Here is a 16446-nt window from a genome sequence, read left to right as displayed (position 1 = left end):
AGATCGCCCGCCCCGGTCCCCCATTCGGCGCCGCCTCCGGACAACCGGGCGAACCCGTCCGTCCTGGCCGTCGGTAATGCGAGGGACTATCATGATTTCGTGCCCGGAAAAGGTGTGGTTTTCTCCCCCGATCGGACGGCTCGCGCCTCGTGAGCCGGCTTTCCGTCGAGGCCCAGCTTGTCGAACTGGGCAAAATTCTCGTCGCCACCCGCGTCGAACGCGGGCTGACCCAGGGCGAACTCGGCGACGCCCTCGGCTACACGCAGCCGAACATCAGCAAGATGGAGCGCGGCAAGACGCGGATCCATCCGCATTTGCTCGACAAATGGATCGACGTCCTGGAGATCGATTCCGCCGAGGCGGAGCGGATGCGGCACTACAACCTGGCCGCCCGCGCCGACCGGGTGTGGAACGCGCGGCGCCTCGCGGCCAGCCCGGCCTGGTTCCATCCGGTGTTCGAGGCCGAGCAGGAGGCCGCGATCATCCTGAAGTGGACCGGCGAGCGCATCAGCGGGATGCTGCAGACCGAGGACTACATGATGGAGCAGTTCCAGGCCTACGGCCGCACGGACGTCACCGACGCCGTGCACGAGCGCAAACTGCGGGCCAAGCTGCTCGACGACCACCCGGACCGGACGTACAAGTTCCTCCTCAGCGAAAGCGCGGTCCACCGGCTGACCCGGGCGCGCACGGACAATCCGTACGTCGCGCTCGGCCAGGTCCGGCATCTGCTCGCCCTCGCCCGCACCCGCCCCTGGGCGACCATCCGGTTCGTGCCGTTCGACAAAGGCCCGTTGCACGTCGGCCCCGATTTCACCATTTTGCAGTTCGTCAACAGCAAGCTCGACCGTTCTTTCGCCGAAACGTCGAACGGCGTTCAGTCTTTCCTCAACGACACCGAAACGTACGACACCGATCTGCAATCGTGGGAATCCCTTTCGAGTGTCGCCCTTTCGGCGGAGGAATCGGCAATTCTGCTCGAAGAAGCCGAGGCGGATCTGCTCAGCGTCCGTCCGCCCTCTCCCCGCCGGGCCGGAGAGACGCTACGCTGATCCCGCGCCGTCGACCACGAGGAGAAACCGGTGACTGGCCTGGAGCACGAGTCCTTTCCGCCGCCGGGGATCGATCTCAGCCGTCCCAGCGTGGCGCGCGTCTACGACTATTACCTCGGCGGAACCGCGAATTGGGAAATCGACCGGCAGTTCGCCGGGCGGATGCTGCGCGATTATCCGACGGTGCGCCCGATCGCCCAGGCCAACCGGCGGTTTCTGCACCGGGTGGTCCGGCATCTGGTGCGCGCCGGAATCCGGCAGATCGTCGACCTCGGATCCGGCGTCCCCACGATGGGGCACGCGCACGAAATCGCCGAGCAGATCGCGCCGGGCGAGGTGAAGGTCGCGTACGTCGACTGCGAACCGGTCGCTGTCGCGCATTCCACCAGCCTGCTGCGCGAAAAGGGCGACCCGGCCCGGCACGTCGCCCTGCACGCGGACCTGCGCGACCCGCGACGGCTGTGGTCCCTGCTCGCCGGATCGGGCGTCATCGACCTCGACCAGCCGATCGCGCTGCTGCTCATCTGCGTCCTGCACATCGAGCAGCCGCCCGCGCCGGGCAGCGAAAGCACGGCGGACCTCGGCCCCAGCGTCGCCGCCGCGTACCGCGAACTCCTCGTTCCCGGGTCATATCTGGCGCTGTCGCACGTCACCGACGAGGGCGTCCCGCCGCACTGCGAGCAGCTGCTGGCCGACGCCAAACAACGCTACGCCGCCGCGGGCACCGATCTCATCTACCGCGACCGCGCCGAGATCACCGCCCTGTTCGGAGACTTCACCCTGCTCGAGCCCGGCGTCACCTGGACCCCGCTGTGGCATCCGGAGGAAGCCGGCCCGGACGACCGGACCATCCCGCTCGACGCGGCGAACGAGTCGCTGCTGCTCGCCGGGGTGGCCCGCAAGGAGTGAGCGCGGCGCCCGCGACCACGGCCGGTGGTCGCGGGCACTCCCGCGAGCGGCCGGGCGCGGCAGGTAGGCTTCACCAGTGTTTCGCCAGGTGATGTGCGCGGTCTGATGGCAAATACCTACCCCCCCGGACTTTTTTCACGGAGAGTGCCCGTGGATCCTGGGTTTGACCACTGGCTGACCGTCGGTTTCGAGCGCCGGGTCCTGGTGGTGGTGCGGACCGTGACGACGCTCAACCGGTTGCTCGACGTGCTCACGCTCTTCAGCGGCGACCACCGCGTCCAGACCGTTTTCACCTTCGACCGCGAGCGTCCGGCCATCCTCGGGGCAGGGGTGCCCCGGCTGCTGGAACAGCTGGGCGCCGCGGTGGTCCCGTGGCAGCAGGCGATCACGACCGAGTTCGACCTCGCGATCGCGGCCAGCGAAAACGACGATCTCCACCTGCTGCGCGCCCCGGTCGTCCTGCTGCCGCACGGGATCGGCCACCAGAAGTACTACCCCGGCAGTTCGGTCGTCGCCGGGCTCAACCCGGAACGGCTCGTGCACGACGGCCGGGTCGTCCCGGCGCTGATCGCCGTCGCGCACGCCGAGCAGCGCGACCAGCTCCGCACGGCGAGCCCGGAGGCGGCCGAGCGCGCGGAGGTCGTCGGCGATCCGTGTCTCGACCGGCTCGTGGCCGGGGCGCACCGGGCGGCCGAGTACCGCGCGGCGCTGGCCGGACGGGGTAAGCGGCTCGTGACCATCGCATCCACCTGGGGTCCGTCGTCGGTTCTCGGACAGCGTCCCGACCTTCCGCTCCGGCTTGTCGCCGAACTGCCGGTCGACACCACCACGGTGTGCGCGATCCTGCATCCGGGCATCGCGGCGGCGCACAGCTCGTGGCAGCTCGACGCGTGGCTCGCCGAGGCGAAACAGGCTGGGCTGCTGGTGATCCCGTCCGAAACCGGCTGGCAGGCCGCGGTGACCGCGTCCTCGTGCGTGATCGGGGACGAAAGTTCCGTATCGCTTTACGCCGCCGCGCTGGACCGGCCGATGCTGATGGCCGGAAGCCCTTCTCCGGCAACGGTTCCCGGCTCTCCCGCCGCGTTACTGGCCGCGCGCACGGACCCGCTTGCCACCGACGGTCCGCTGGCCGCGCAGATCGACGACGCGATCGACCGGCATGTCCCGGGCAGCTACGAACCTGTTGCCAAGCAAGCGGTCGCGGTGCCCGGACAGTCGGCTGAGCTGTTGCGTGCCGCGTGCTACCGCTTGATGAAACTGCCGGAGCCGAGCGGACCAGCGGAATTCACCAGCTACCCGGTCACCTCGCCGGCTCGGACGGAACCGGTCGCGTTCGTCGCCGGCATCCGCGAGCACGGGTCGACGGATGTGCTCGTCCGGCTGCCTGCGACCGAGGTGCCGCAGCAGCTGCACCATCTGCACGTGATCGCGCACCACACCCGCGCGTCGCTGCACGAACTGTCGGCGGCTGCAATCGTGTTCACCGACGACACCGAGGTCGGCTTCCCCGACTGGGCTGCCGACGTCCTCAAGCAGTGGCCGGACGCCCAATTCGCTGCCGCCCGGGTCGAAGACCGTTGCCTCGCCGCGGATCGCAGCGGCCGCCGTTACGAACTTGTCCCGGACTCCCGCCAGGTCGACCCGCTGGCGGCAGTGTCGATGCTCTACTTAGGACGGACCGAGCTGGACTTCGGCCGGAACCGGGTCAGCGTAGCGATTCGAATTCGGTGATGTACTCGTTCGTCCGCGGGTGACCGAGCTTCCAGGCGTCGCCGATCAACTGTCCCCACGCCGTCCGAGCAGCCTCCGGCTGGCCTTCCGCGGCAAGGATGCGCGCCTCTATTTCCCGGACTTCCCACTGGTATTGGTCCGCGCCAGTGGATTTCAGCTCCGCGCGGGCACGGCTCCAGCACTCCCGTGCGCGCACCAGGTCGCCCAGCGCGAGGAATGCCCGCGCAGCCACCATGTCCAGCCGGCTGAGGTTGGCACCGGTGGCGTGCTGACGGCCGCGCTCGATCTCGGCCATCGCTTCCGCCGGGCGTCCGGCCTTGATCAGGACCGAAGCGAGCATCCGATGGTGAATGCCGAGCGCGTAGCCGTGTTCGAGATGCTGGTCGAGCGCGATGGCTTTCCGGAGCCAGACCTCGGCGTCAGCGAGCGAACCGGCGCGCTCCGCCGGACGCGCGTCGGCCTGTTCCTCGAAGAACCGCGCCCGGAACTCCGCCACCGATGACTGCAGCCGCTCCCGCCGCGCCGGACGGATGTTGACGGCCTCAGCCAGCTCCCACGCCAGACGAAGATCGGCGTCTGCGGTGTCGAAAGCCCTTGCCAGGAACCAGTTTTTGGCCCGCATGGACAAAGTCCGCGCGTAAAGCGCCTGCGGCTCGCCACCAGCCAAAGCCGCCGCCGCACGCACCGCGAGGTCGCTGATCTCGGCGTACTCGCGCCACAGCCAGCGCCGGGTGATCAGCACTTCCAGCGCACCGGCGAGCTGGCACACCTCGACGTGCTTCCCCCGCCGGGCCGCGGCGCGCACCACCTCGGTGATGAGCCCCAGATGCCGGTGCAGCCAGTCGAGCCGGTCCTCGGGGAGCGTCCACGACAGACCGGGCGGAACGACGTATTCGCGCAACCGCCCGGCGTCCCCCGCAAGATCCGCGGCGACCGTTCGATCCCGGACATGGCTCAACAGCCGGAGAAACGCCGCGTCGCGATCCGCGGGAAGCTTCGCCGCGTACTGAGATACCAGCGCGGTGAGCCGATGCCAGCCACCGACCTGCTCAGTCAGCATAGAACTGCGGACATCCTCGAAGACTTCGTCCGGCATCCCGAGATAGGCGATCGCGGTTTCCCGGGTAAACCAGTGCCCAGGAAACCCGGACAACAACGCGACCGCCTCCGCCGTTTCCGGCGCGAGCCTCCCGAAAGCCTGTTCCAGCGAGTCGTTGATGACGCCCTCAGCGTCCACGATCCCGTTCGCCTGGTAGCGCGCGAGGAGCCCGCTGACCGGATACGGCTCGCCACTGTGCCGCGCAAGGCTCAAGCCCACTTCACGAATCGCGGACGGCATCCGGCCGGACATCTCCAGCAGCGCGTCGGTCGCGTCGGGTTCCGCGTCAAGCCGGACCGCGCCGCAATAGTAGGCAAGCATTTCCTGCGCACCCTCGTTCTCGAGGCCGCCCAACAGAATCGGCGCCGGATCGAGCGCGTCGAGGTCGCGGGTGCGAGCGGAGGAGGTCGCGAGCACCAGGTTCATCCGGAACGGCCGGAACAGCTCGACCTCGCGCGCCGAACCGACGTTGTCGAGAATGACGGTGAACAACCGGGTCGCCAGCACGGAGCCGAACTGCTGGTCCAGACCAGCGTCGTCGGCCGCGATCTCGCCGCTGGGAATGCCCAGCTTCAGCAGCGCCTGCCGTTTGACGAGCGCCAGATCGACGACCGCGCCAGTACGCGATTCCGCGACGTCGATCTCGATCCAGCCGCCAGGGAACCGCTCCCGCACGAGCCCGGCGATCTGCCGGGCGAGCTCGGTCTTCCCGGACCCGACCGCCCCGTAAATAAGACAAACCCCGGATTCGCGCGGCTCCCGAAGATGCTCGGCATTATTGAAAAACCGCTCAACACCCTCAACGACGGGCGGCCGCTGCCCCGCGGCATTCAACACCGCGACGGCTTCCATCAGCTCCGCGCAAAACCCAGGATCGTCCTGGCAAGCGGCCAGCACTTGCCCGCGAAGCTCCGCCACGGAAACCGGCCCGGACCCGAACTTCGCCCCGAACTTGGCCCTGGCGATGCCCGCCAGCTGCCCCAGCCCCTTGTCGACCCGCCCGACCAAGGCGGTGGCCAGCAGTTTTGCCGCCTCACTGGAAAACACCGCAACCGCGTCGATCAAGCCCCACCCCTAGTTCCTGGTACGCGCAAAACCACGCTAGCAGTGCGCGGTGTGCACGTCACCCCACGTCACACTCCCCGCGCCAGCCAGTACGTGAGGGCCACCCTCATTGACTCTGATTCCCTCAGGGTTCCCCTCACGCACCTCCCCGCGCGCCGTGAAGGGCTCCTTCACGGACTTAGATTCCCTCAAGGAGCCCTTCACGGACCACCCCCGCCCGGCTCGCCATCGGGATTGCCGCCCCAATGCGGCATTGGGTGCATCCCACGCACCGAACGCCACATTGGGTGCATCCGACGCACCCAATGCCACATTGGGGCGCTAGCCACCACCCAAACCGCAGCCGATGCACCCGCGATAGAGGCACCCAGCCCGTCCCCGCAGCCAATGCACCCAACCATCGAGGCACCCAGCCCCTCCCCGCACCCCGATACGAAGCCTCCCTGCGGGCGGCGGGTGCTTGTCAAGGCATCTTTCCCGCCTTGACAAGCACCCGCCGCCCGTCAGCACAATCAAGCTTCGGGGTGCCCCACGCAACCACGGTTATCACGGCAACAACCGCTGCTCCTTAGCCACAGCAACAGCCCCAGCCCGAGTATCCACCCCCAACTTCTCATAAATCCGCCCCAAATGCGTCTTAACCGTAGCCTCGCTGATAAACAACCGCCGAGCGATCTCCCGATTCCCCACCCCCTGCGCCAACTGTTCGAGAATATCCCGCTCCCGATCAGTCAACGCAGGCCGAGGCGCCCGCAACTGCGCCATCATCCGATCCGCCACCGGAGCCGACAACGCAGTCCGCCCAGCCGCAGCCGCCCGAATAGCCGCATACAGCTCATCCGCCGACTCAGCCTTCAGCAAATACCCCGTAGCCCCAGCCGCAATAGACCGAGTAATATCAGCGTCAGTGTCATAAGTAGTCAACACCAAAACCCGAGGCGGCTCAGCAACAGCACGAATACGTCGAATAGCCTCCACCCCGTCCATTCCGTCACCCAGCTGCAAATCCATCAACACGACATCCGGCCGCAACGCGGCAGCGAGGTTGATCGCCTCCTGCCCTGTCGCGGCCTCGCCGATGACCTCGATCCCGCCCGCACCGGCCAGCAACGCACGCAGGCCGGCGCGGACCATGGCGTGGTCGTCGCACAGCACGACGCGGATGAGCTGGTCGTCAGACATGGCTTGGTCCCAACGGAATCGCGGCCGAGATGGCGGTGCCCTGCCCGGGCGCGGATTCGACGGTCAACCGGCCGCCGAGCTGGGTCGCCCGCGCGCGCATAGCGGGCAGGCCGTGGCCGCGGCCGTCGGCGCTCGGGGCGGCCGGGTCGAAACCGCGGCCGTCGTCGGTGATGTCCAGCACGACCTCATCGTCTAGGTAGGTGAGAGTGAGCGCCACTCCCGACGCGTCGGCGTGTTCGCGTGCGTTGGCCAGCGCGCCCTGCGCGATCCGCACCAAAGTGGACTGCACCCGGCTGGGCAGCGGCCGGGCAGGCCCGTCGACCTGGACGCGCACCGGCTGCGGTTCGCGTTCGGCGACGTTCCGGAGGGCTTCCTCGACCGAGTGCCCGTCGAGGTCGGCAGGAGCCAGGTCCTGGACGAGACCGCGGGCTTCGGCCAGGTTTCGCGTGCCGATCTGTTGTGCCGCATGCAAATGCTCGCGCGCCAGGTCCGGATCGGCCCACGCGCGGTCGGCCGCCTGGAGCAGCATCGCCTGACTGGACAGACCTTGCGCGAGCGCGTCGTGGATCTCGCGCGACAGCCGTTGGCGTTCGTCCAGCATCCCCGCGCGGCGCTCGGTTTCCCGCAACCGCACCGCCTGCCGACGCAGGTACGTGATCACCGCGGCAGTCACCGCGGCGACGGCCACCGGCACGATCGTCAGGTTCGGGTCGAAGCCGGTCGAGAGCCGGTTCTGCGAGATCACCACGAGCGCCGTTACCAGCGTGACCAGTACTAACGCCGGTCCGGTCGGCAGCGTGCGCAGGCCGGTGACGAACAGCGGGACCGCGCACCACGCGAAGCTCGGCGCGAGCAGCACCAGCACCACCCACAGCACGGTCACGACGGTCAGCCAGCCGAGATACGGCACGGTGACCTGCTCGGGCCCGGTGACCCGCAGCACCAGGCCGACCGCGTAGACCGCCGCCAGGCAACCGGTCAGCGCGATCACCCAGGGCGCGGCCGGTTCGCCGTGGTGGTGGTCGAGGAAGCGCACGATCGACGCGACCAGCAGCAGGAAGAACGCCGTGTGCATGGTCGCGGCGAGCCACCGCGCGTCCCGATCGGTCATCGCCGCCCTCCGTTTTTCCGGTCCCACATCGAGCCTGACCTGTGCGAACCCGGTCGGCATCAGCCGATCGGATGACCCGAGTGTCGGCCGTTCCGCGCCGCGAGGCGAGCCGAGACTCCGATCCGGTGAAGGCGGTCCCGGACGCACGATGAATCCATTAAGCCGGACAAGCCAAGGAGCACCCGATGAAGAACTTCACCGCCAAGACCCGCGTCGCCACCGTCGTCGGCGGGCTCGCCGTGATCGGAGCCGCCACGACCGGCGCGCTGGCCGCCAACGCCGCCACCCCGGCCGCCCCCGCCGCCAACGCCGCGGCCGCCGCCGCTCCCGCCCAGGCCGCGCCGAAGGGGCTGGTCCAGACCACGCACCTGTCGATCGCCGCCGCGCAGAAGGCCGCGCAGGCCGCGCTCGACGCCGCCGAGAAGGCGGGCCAGAAGGTGTCGGTCGCGGTGGTCGACCGCGACGGCAACACCATCGTGACCCTGCGCGGCGACGGTGCCGGCCCGCAGTCGTACTCGTCGGCGGAGGAGAAGGCGTTCACCGCGGTCGCGTGGAACGCCAAGACCTCGGAACTGACCGGCCGGCTGCAGCAGGCCCCGACGCTGAAGGACATCAAGGGCACCCTGTTCCTCGCCGGAGCGGTCCCGGTGGACGCGAACAACGCCCCGATCGCGGCGGTCGGCGTCGCGGGCGCGCCGTCGGGTGCGCAGGACGAGACCTTCGCCCAGGCCGGAGTGGACGCGCTCGGCAAGTAAACGGCGAGCCCGGCGCTGATCCGGTGAGCCTCGTCGGCTGCGGCGAGGCCCACCGGGCCCGGCGGTCAACCGGGTCCGCTGAGCACGATGCGCCCCCACCGACCAGGCCAGGTCAGCCGCCGAACCGCTTCACGTAGTCCTCGACGATCGGCCTTTCCGGCGCGATGATGTCGTCCGGAAGCCGGTCCAGCTCGAAGAACTCGTAGCCGGTGATCTCCGTGCCGTCCACAGTGACCTCGGTGTTCTCTACGGTCGCGGTGAACGCGGCGGTGACGTTGTGGACCTCGTCGCCGTGCGGGTACCGGTAGAAGTACTCCGGTCCGGAGTAGACGCCGAACAGTTCGAGGTCCCGCACCGCCAGGCCGATTTCCTCGCGCACCTCGCGGCGGCCCGCGTCCTCGTAGGACTCGCCGGGGTCGAGGAATCCGCCGGGCAGCCCCCAGTCCTGGCTTTCCTCGCGGAACACCAGCAGCAGCCTGCCGCGCTCGTCGGCGATCAGCACGGACGTGCCGGGCAGGATCAGCGGGCGCGTGCCGACTAGTTCGCGCAGTTCGGCGATGTAGTTCATCAGCGGTCAGTACCTTCTTGGTCGGGTTCAGCTCCGTCCCGGGGACGGAAGGCGACGATCGGCAATTGCCGGACCATCCGGTGCCGCGCCGCGTCGGAGCCGTCGTAGCGCCAGCCCAGCAGTTTGCTCAGCACGGGGTGCAAAACCGGGCGCAGCAGCAGGTTTCGGCGTTCGTAGTCGGCGATCGCGTCGGCGGCTTCGGCTTCGTCGAGGACACGGTACGCGGGGACGAACTTCCGGCGGCCGATCGCGACCTCCGCCGCGGGGGCCGCCTGGATGTTGCGGTACCAGTCCGAGGACGGGCCCAATCCCGCGATGGCCAGCACCTCGTCGGAGCGGGGACGGAGGCCGATCACCTCCAGGACCGTCCGGTACTCGCGGCCGGACTTGCGGCCGACGTGCGTCAGGCACAGGAACCGCTTGCCCAGCAACCATCCCAGGTCGCGGTCGTACAGCTTCGCCGGCGCCTTGAAGACCGTGCGCGCGATCGGTTTCACGGTCGGACTCCTTCCCTTGCCGAATGGTGCAGGTTCGTGATGAGCGCGGTGGACTTCCCGGTCAAACTCCCGGCCACGACTCGGTCAATTCCCGGCAACCGGGCCAGTTTGAGCGCGAGCCGACGCAGGTAGAGCTGCGGTTTGCTGTCCGGGAGGAACCATCGTGCGCCGTTGCGGGCCAAGTGCTGTTTGTCGGCCGCGACGGGACGCCACAGCCGCTCGTATTCCGCCAGCCCTTCGGCGATCGACGACGCCCGGTGCAGCTGATCGGCCAGCACGTACGCGCCCGCGATCCCGAGCGACGCACCCTGTCCGGCCAGCAGCGACACCGCGTACGCCGCGTCCCCGACCAGCGTGACGCGGCCCTTGCGCCACGTTGGCATCTCAATTTGGGCGACCTGGTCGTAATAGATTTCCTCGGACGGCGGGCAGTGCCGCAACGCTTCCGGCACCATCCAGCCCAGCGAGCCGTAGGTGTCCAGCAGCGACTCCCGGACGTCGCCGGGCAGGGCGGGATCGGGCGTGCGGTGGACCGCGAAGGCGGCGACCGTTCCCGCGCGCAAGCCGTAGAAACCCATCTGCCTGCCGACGGTGTCGGTGAGGCAGAACCGTCCGTTTGCCACCGCGTGGATCTCGGGGGACTTGAACAGGAACGCCGCGGTGTGAAAGCCGAGGTAGCGCAGGAACCGCGATTCCTCGCCGAACACCAGCCGCCGGACCGTCGAATGGATCCCGTCAGCGCCCACCAGCAGGTCGGCTTCGAGCACGGAACCATCCGAGAGCGTCGCGGCGACCCGGTCGCCGTCGTCCTCGACAGCGACCACCCCGCTGTCGTACCGAAGCTCGACCGCTGCGGGCAGCGACGTGCGCAAGGCCTGCTCCAGATCCGGCCGCAGGACGCTCAGCAACCGGCCGCCGACGGTGCGCGCGAACTGGCCGAATTGAATATCGGACCGACGCTTTCCTTGTGCGTCAAGGAGAATCGCTTCGGAAATCGGATACGCCGCCTCCTTGATGGCGGGCAACGCTCCCATCGCTTCGGCCGCGTCGTAGCCGGGACCGAAGAAGTCGATCATGTAGCCCTGCGGACGCGGCCCGGGCGCCCGCTCCACCAGCGTGACCTCGTTGCCCAGCTCCGACAGCCGGTTCGCCGCGGCCAGCCCGGTGATACCGGCGCCGCAGACCAGGATTCTCATCGCATTTCCCCTCCCTGAGGTTGCGTGACCAGCCCGCGCAGGACGGCGGTGACCGCCGCCGGATCCCCACCGGGGGCGAGCCCGCGGTGCAGCAGCAAGCCGTCGACGGTCGCCACCAGCACCTCCGTGGTCGCCTCCGGATCGGGGACGCCGCGTTCGGCCAGCCAGCTGCTGACCTGCGCGCGGAACGCCAGGAGCAGTCCCCCGATCTGGTCCCGCAGTTCGTCGTCGCGCCGCGCCGCCAGATACGCCTCGATGAACAGCACCGACAGCGGGTCCACCCCGCTGTACGGCTCGACCGACCCGAACAGCGCGGACACCAGGTCAGCCGGGTTCTGCGTCGCGGCCAGCGCCGGCCCGACGCTCTCCAGCACCTCGCGCATCGCGTCCAGGACCGCCTCGCGGAGCAACGCCTGCAGCGACGGGAAGTGGTAGTGCACCACGCTCGGCGTCACCCCCGCCCGGTCCGCCAGCACGCGGGTGCTCACCGCTGCCCAGCCTCGTTCGGGCACCAGCTCCGTCGCCGCCGCCAGCAACCGTTGCCGCACGTCACGCCCCCGTGCCGCTGCCGGTGAAGTCATCCGCATTTCTCCTGGTCGATCGTCCTGTGCAGTCGTTCAGGGCGATCGTCCTGTACGACTGCCCTGATCGTAGCGCGGTCTCCCGCGGCCGGGAAGCGAGGTGACCCACAACTCACCTGAAGGCGGGAGACGGCGGCGCTGTCCGATCGGTCCGCTACCGTCGGAAACGGCTCTTTCTGCCCGCCCCCGAAACCGACAGGTAATCCACCGTGCCCTCGTCACTGTCCACTGGGTCCATTCGACGTCCGGCATGGCTGTCGCCGCGGGTCGCGCGCACCGAAATCCTCGGCGGGCTGGTCGTCGCGCTCGCGCTGATCCCGGAGGCGATCTCGTTCTCGGTGATCGCCGGGGTCGATCCGCGCGTGGGCCTGTGCGCGTCGTTCACCATGGCGGTGGTGATCTCGTTCGTGGGCGGCCGTCCGGCGATGATCTCCGCGGCGACCGGGGCGATCGCCCTGGTGGTCGCCCCGCTGGCCCGGGAACACGGGTTCGGCTACCTCGTCGCGACGGTGGTGCTGGGCGGGCTGTTCCAGATCGTGCTCGGCTCGCTCGGCGTCGCGCGGCTGATGCGGTTCGTGCCGCGCAGCGTGATGGTCGGCTTCGTGAACGCGCTGGCGATCCTCATCTTCCTGGCGCAGGTGCCGGAGCTGATCGACGTGCCGTGGCCGGTGTATCCGCTGTTCGCCGGCGGTCTCGCGGTCATGGTGTTCTTCCCGCGGCTCACCAAGGCCGTGCCCGCGCCGCTGGTGTCGATCGCGGTGCTCACCGCGCTGACGATCGCGGCCGGAATCGCGGTGCCGACCGTCGGCGACAAGGGCGCGCTGCCCTCGGCGCTGCCGGTGCCGGGGATCCCGGACGTGCCGTTCACCTTCGGCACGCTCGGCCTGATCGCGCCGTACGCGCTGGCGTTCGCGCTGGTCGGGCTGATGGAATCGCTGATGACCGCCAAACTGGTCGACGACATCACGGACTCGCATTCGAACAAGACCCGCGAAGCGGTCGGGCAGGGCGTCGCCAACGTCGTCACCGGGATTTTCGGCGGCATGGGCGGCTGCGCGATGATCGGCCAGACCATGATCAACGTCAAGGTCGCGGGCAGCCGGACCCGGCTGTCGACGTTCCTCGCCGGGGCGTTCCTGATGGTGCTGTGCCTGGTGTTCGGGCCGATCGTGTCGCGGATCCCGATGGCCGCGCTGGTCGCGGTGATGGTGCTGGTCGCGTTCGGCACCTTCGACTGGCATTCGATCGCGCCCAAGACGCTGAAGCGGATGCCGGTCGGCGAGGTCGCGGTGATGGCGGTGACCGTGGGCATCGTGGTGGCGACCAGCAACCTCGCGATCGGGGTCGTGGTCGGGTCGATCACCGCGATGGTGATCTTCGCGCGCCGGGTCGCGCACCTGGTCGAGGTGACCGCGGTGCGCGAGCCCGGCAGCGTCCGGTACTCCGTGACCGGGGCGCTGTTCTTCGCGTCCAGCAACGACTTGGTCTACCAGTTCGACTACGCCGACGACCCGGAGCGCGTGGTCGTCGACCTATCGGCCGCGCACATCTGGGACGCCTCGACCGTGGCCGCGCTCGACGCCATCACGACGAAGTACGAGGCCCGCGGGAAAACCGTCGAGATCGTCGGGCTGAACAAACACAGCGCGGCGATGCACGAAACCCTGTCCGGGGAACTAGCGGGCAGCAGCTGAGGTCAGCCCGGCCGCTCGCTCCCGGATCCGCGGCCGGAGGGTGAATCCGCTCGGCTTCAGCGTCAGCGATTCCACGATCTTCAGCTCGTACGCCGGGTCTGCCTCGAAGTCGTAGCGCTGCAGCATGACCCCCAGCGCCAGCACCGCTTCGTGCAGCGCGAACTGGCGGCCGATGCACGCGCGTTCCCCGGTGCCGAACGGTTTGTACGCCTGAGCCGGACGCTTCCGCACCGCCGCCGGCTCGAAGCGGTCCGGATCGAACTTCTCCGGATCCGGCCCCCACACGGCCGGGTCGCGGTGGAGCATCGGCAGCGGCACGATGACTGAATCGCCCTTGCGCATCGGGTATTTCCCGCCCAGCACCAGGTCTTCGCGGGCTTCCCGGGTGTAGCCGGGCGCGGTCGGCCACAGCCGCATCGCCTCGTCGAGCACGCGGCGGACGTACCGAAGCTTCGCGACGTCCCCGAAAGCCGGTTCGCGATCACCCCACACCGCGTCGACTTCGGCGCGCGCCTTCGCCAGCAGTTCCGGATGACGCGTCAGGTAGTAGAGCGCGAACGACAGCGCGCCAGACGTCGTCTCGTGCCCCGCGACGACGAAAGTGATGGCCTGGTTGCGAATGTTCACCGGGTCGAGCCGCTCCCCGGTCATCGGGTGCCCGTCGGTGAGCATCAGACCGAGCAGGTCGCGTGCTTCGCCGCCTTCCCGGCGGCGGCTCTCGATGACCTCGTCGACCAGGTTCGTCATGGTCGCGATGTCAGCCTGGTTCTGCGCGGACGACCCGGCCAGCGCCCGCCGCACGAACGGAAGCTTGACGTTGTCCAGCTGCGCGAACCGCAACGCACGGATCATCGCGGTGACGAACGGATGCGGTTCGGCCCGCTCGAACGACCCGAACCGGTACCCGAACCCAGCGAGCCCGATCGTCTCGAGCGTCAGCCGGGTCATGTCGGCAGCGACGTCGACCGGACCGTCCGCGCGGTCCCACGCCGCGGTCAGCTCGCCAGCGACGTCGAGCATCATCGAGTGGTAGCGGCGCATCGCCTCGGCGGAGAACGCGGGCTGCAGGATGTCGTGCGCCAGCCGCCAGTTGGGCTCGCGCGTGTGCGCGGTGAACAGCCCGTCGCCGACGACCCCGCGCAACCGTTCGACGCCAAGCCCGACGTGCTTGCCGAACCTTGTCTCGTCGTTCAGCTCGGTGACCAGGTCGATCCCGCAGGCGAACACGATCTCGAGACCGAAGAACCTCCGGGTGAAAATCGGCCCGAGCCCCGCACCGGCCCGCATGGTGCTCTGCAACGGCGTGCGCACATTGGTCCCGAGCAGGTCCCCGAGCACCGGCAACCGGCCCGGCCGATGCGGAATCGCGGTGGTGTCCACAGTTTCGCTCCCTACTGAACCCACATCCAATAGGGTTACCATCCCCCGCTACTGAACCGGTGTCAAGTAAGCTGGGGAGATGCGGACGCGCCTGAGCACCGAACAGCGCCGCGAACAGCTGCTGACCATCGGAGCAGGCCTGTTCGCGGGCCGCCCGTACGACGAGGTGTGGATCGAAGAGGTAGCCGAAATCGCGGGCGTCTCCCGCGGCTTGCTGTACCACTACTTCCCCACCAAAAAGGACTTCTTCGCCGCAATCGTGCGCGGCCAGCGAGACCAGCTCCTGGCCATGAGCGAACCCGACCCAGCACTGCCGGTAGCCGAACAACTGCGCGCCGGGCTGGAGGTATACCTGGAATTCGCCCGCACCCACCCCGACGGCTACCGCATCGTGCACCGCAGCGCAGGCGACGCGGACCGCGAAATCCGGGAAATCTGCGAAGCAGGAATGGCAGCGAACGCGGACCGCATCCTGTCCGCGGTGAGCCAGCTGCGCCCAGTCACCCCCACGACACAACTCGCGGTGCGGGGATGGCTTTCTTTCGTGGCAACACTAATCCTGGACTGGCTGGACGAACCGAAGATCAGCACCGAAGAGCTACGAGACCTTTGCGCGCGAACCCTTTTCGCCGCAGTAGACGTAGACCCCACCACGATCTAGCGCACGCGAACGTGCGTGAGGGCCACCCTCATTGACTCTGATTCCCTCAGGGTTCCCCTCAGGCACTTTCGCGCGCCACCCCACCCCACCCCCAACCCCGATACGAAGCCAGAAACACACTCAAACTTCGGGTGGTCATCCCACCTGGGGCTCGCCGCCAGGCCACTAGTGTCTTGTGATTCTGATGTCTTTACTTTCCGTTGTTGTCGACGAGTTTTCTGACGCTGGTCTGCACGAGTCGGACCTTGGCGAGGATTTCGTCGGCGGTGGCGGTCCAGGCGAACGGCTGGGGGTTGGTGTTCCAGTGGTCGATGTAGTCGCGGATCTGGGTGATGAGCACTTTCACGCTGGAGAAGGTGCCGCGGCGGATGGACTGGCGGGTGATGATGCCGAACCAGGTCTCGATCTGGCTGGTCCACGAGGCTCCCTTCGGGGTGAAGTGGAACCGCACGTGCGGGTGAGCCTCCAGCCACGTCTGGATGGCGGGGGTGGTGTGGGTGGACAGGTTGTCCAGCACGACGTGGATCTGTTTGCCCGCATGGGGTTTGACCGCCCGCTTCAGGAAGGCCAGGAAGTTCGCGCCGTCCCGGACGGGGTAGCACTCGCCGAACACCTCGCCGGTGCCCACGTTCAAGGCGGCGAACAGGTTGGTCACCCCGTTGCGGACGTAGTCGTGCGTGCGTTTCTCCGTCGCGTCGAACGTGATCGGCAGCAGCGGCTGGGTCCGGTCCAGGGCCTGCACCTCAAGCCGGTGTCGCAGGGCGTGGCGTGCCCGCGCGTTCCGACGGTGACGCCGGACCCGGGAAGCGGGGCATGCCGTCTGCGAGGGGCTCCCTGAGGGAATCAGACCTGGATCCACCGGTGTGAATTGGTGTTGTGGGTCGTGTCCGGTCGGGCAGGTGCCCTCTGGCCTGGGATGATTGTTCTTGCGACAGAGCAATTGTCACCGAGGGAGAGGGCACCTG

15 protein-coding genes are annotated in these 16446 nt (G+C 68.5%); 6 read left to right on the top strand and 9 right to left on the bottom strand.

Going from position 1 to position 16446, the window contains the following annotated elements; genetic code table 11:
* Positions 1–149: 149 nt before the first annotated feature.
* From PUT80_RS15235 to PUT80_RS15225, 3 genes are all read left to right on the top strand, one after another.
* A complete protein-coding gene (locus tag PUT80_RS15235) occupies positions 150–1052 on the top strand; it encodes a helix-turn-helix transcriptional regulator (protein WP_275292336.1) in 903 nt (300 codons plus the stop codon).
* A gap of 30 nt (positions 1053–1082) precedes the next feature.
* A complete protein-coding gene (locus PUT80_RS15230; RefSeq protein WP_343076884.1) occupies positions 1083–1961 on the top strand; it encodes an SAM-dependent methyltransferase in 879 nt (292 codons plus the stop codon).
* Positions 1962–2111: 150 nt separating this feature from the next.
* Positions 2112–3692: a hypothetical protein gene (locus tag PUT80_RS15225; RefSeq protein ID WP_275292335.1), complete on the top strand. Its 1581-nt coding sequence runs from the start codon at positions 2112–2114 to the stop codon at positions 3690–3692.
* On the opposite strand, the gene PUT80_RS15220 is transcribed toward PUT80_RS15225, so the two are convergent.
* The 3 genes from PUT80_RS15220 to PUT80_RS15210 all read right to left on the bottom strand — a co-directional run bounded on the left by PUT80_RS15220 (position 3667) and on the right by PUT80_RS15210 (position 8149).
* Positions 3667–5856, bottom strand: a complete 2190-nt coding sequence (locus PUT80_RS15220) for a hypothetical protein (RefSeq protein ID WP_275292334.1) — start codon at positions 5854–5856, stop codon at positions 3667–3669. The two genes, PUT80_RS15225 and PUT80_RS15220, sit on opposite strands and share 26 nt — an antisense overlap.
* 546 nt (positions 5857–6402) lie before the next feature.
* Complete coding sequence (locus tag PUT80_RS15215) at positions 6403–7038, bottom strand: response regulator transcription factor (protein WP_134728770.1); 636 nt, start codon at positions 7036–7038, stop codon at positions 6403–6405.
* The gene (locus PUT80_RS15210; protein WP_275292333.1) at positions 7031–8149 is read right to left on the bottom strand and encodes a sensor histidine kinase; all 1119 of its coding nucleotides are present in this window, start codon (positions 8147–8149) and stop codon (positions 7031–7033) included. The genes PUT80_RS15215 and PUT80_RS15210 overlap by 8 nt, the downstream gene beginning before the upstream one ends.
* Positions 8150–8334: 185 nt before the next feature.
* Here PUT80_RS15210 and PUT80_RS15205 point away from each other — a divergent pair, with 185 nt between their 5' ends.
* The gene (locus tag PUT80_RS15205; RefSeq protein WP_275292332.1) at positions 8335–8904 is read left to right on the top strand and encodes a heme-binding protein; all 570 of its coding nucleotides are present in this window, start codon (positions 8335–8337) and stop codon (positions 8902–8904) included.
* Positions 8905–9016: 112 nt separating this feature from the next.
* Here PUT80_RS15205 and PUT80_RS15200 read toward each other — a convergent pair whose 3' ends face one another.
* Genes PUT80_RS15200 through PUT80_RS15185 form a run of 4 tightly spaced genes read right to left on the bottom strand, consistent with a single transcriptional unit; the run spans position 9017 to position 11746 of the window.
* Positions 9017–9472, bottom strand: coding sequence for an NUDIX domain-containing protein (locus PUT80_RS15200; protein WP_037817932.1), 456 nt, complete (start codon positions 9470–9472; stop codon positions 9017–9019).
* A complete protein-coding gene (locus PUT80_RS15195; RefSeq protein WP_199818006.1) occupies positions 9472–9969 on the bottom strand; it encodes a nitroreductase family deazaflavin-dependent oxidoreductase in 498 nt (165 codons plus the stop codon). Before PUT80_RS15195 ends, PUT80_RS15200 begins: the two co-directional genes overlap by 1 nt.
* Positions 9966–11165 carry an FAD-dependent monooxygenase gene (locus PUT80_RS15190; RefSeq protein WP_275292331.1) on the bottom strand — a complete coding sequence of 400 codons (1200 nt, stop codon included), beginning with the start codon at positions 11163–11165 and terminating at the stop codon, positions 9966–9968. The genes PUT80_RS15195 and PUT80_RS15190 overlap by 4 nt, the downstream gene beginning before the upstream one ends.
* A complete protein-coding gene (locus PUT80_RS15185; RefSeq protein ID WP_037817925.1) occupies positions 11162–11746 on the bottom strand; it encodes a TetR/AcrR family transcriptional regulator in 585 nt (194 codons plus the stop codon). The genes PUT80_RS15190 and PUT80_RS15185 overlap by 4 nt, the downstream gene beginning before the upstream one ends.
* 209 nt (positions 11747–11955) lie before the next feature.
* Between PUT80_RS15185 and PUT80_RS15180 the strand changes: the two genes are divergently transcribed.
* Positions 11956–13440, top strand: coding sequence for a SulP family inorganic anion transporter (locus tag PUT80_RS15180; RefSeq protein ID WP_275292330.1), 1485 nt, complete (start codon positions 11956–11958; stop codon positions 13438–13440).
* Here PUT80_RS15180 and PUT80_RS15175 read toward each other — a convergent pair.
* Entirely contained in the window at positions 13423–14820 is a 1398-nt protein-coding gene (locus PUT80_RS15175; RefSeq protein ID WP_275292329.1) for a cytochrome P450, read from the bottom strand. The two genes, PUT80_RS15180 and PUT80_RS15175, sit on opposite strands and share 18 nt — an antisense overlap.
* Positions 14821–14899: 79 nt before the next feature.
* On the opposite strand from PUT80_RS15175, the gene PUT80_RS15170 reads away from it, so the two are divergent.
* Positions 14900–15481 (top strand): TetR/AcrR family transcriptional regulator, encoded by a 582-nt coding sequence (locus tag PUT80_RS15170; protein ID WP_037817921.1) that lies wholly within the window; start codon positions 14900–14902, stop codon positions 15479–15481.
* A gap of 190 nt (positions 15482–15671) precedes the next feature.
* Here the strand turns inward: PUT80_RS15170 and PUT80_RS15165 are convergent, their stop codons facing one another.
* Positions 15672–16223, bottom strand: a complete 552-nt coding sequence (locus tag PUT80_RS15165; protein WP_275292328.1) for an IS630 family transposase — start codon at positions 16221–16223, stop codon at positions 15672–15674.
* Positions 16224–16446: the final 223 nt, after the last annotated feature.

It is taken from the genome of Amycolatopsis sp. La24 (assembly GCF_029087445.1).
GTDB classification, from domain to species: Bacteria; Actinomycetota; Actinomycetes; order Mycobacteriales; family Pseudonocardiaceae; genus Amycolatopsis; species Amycolatopsis nivea.
Note: the sequence above shows the minus strand (reverse complement) of the source record. Positions and strands in the feature narration are given on the sequence as shown.

What these genes read in the sequence shown, in the direction of transcription:
- PUT80_RS15200 (WP_037817932.1), bottom strand. Translation starts at nt 9,472, where the DNA reads ATGAACTACATCGCCGAACTGCGCGAACTAGTCGGCACGCGCCCGCTG.
- PUT80_RS15185 (WP_037817925.1), bottom strand. Translation starts at nt 11,746, where the DNA reads ATGACTTCACCGGCAGCGGCACGGGGGCGTGACGTGCGGCAACGGTTG.
- PUT80_RS15215 (WP_134728770.1), bottom strand. Translation starts at nt 7,038, where the DNA reads ATGTCTGACGACCAGCTCATCCGCGTCGTGCTGTGCGACGACCACGCC.
- PUT80_RS15205 (WP_275292332.1), top strand. Translation starts at nt 8,335, where the DNA reads ATGAAGAACTTCACCGCCAAGACCCGCGTCGCCACCGTCGTCGGCGGG.
- PUT80_RS15170 (WP_037817921.1), top strand. Translation starts at nt 14,900, where the DNA reads ATGCGGACGCGCCTGAGCACCGAACAGCGCCGCGAACAGCTGCTGACC.
- PUT80_RS15190 (WP_275292331.1), bottom strand. Translation starts at nt 11,165, where the DNA reads ATGAGAATCCTGGTCTGCGGCGCCGGTATCACCGGGCTGGCCGCGGCG.
- PUT80_RS15210 (WP_275292333.1), bottom strand. Translation starts at nt 8,149, where the DNA reads ATGACCGATCGGGACGCGCGGTGGCTCGCCGCGACCATGCACACGGCG.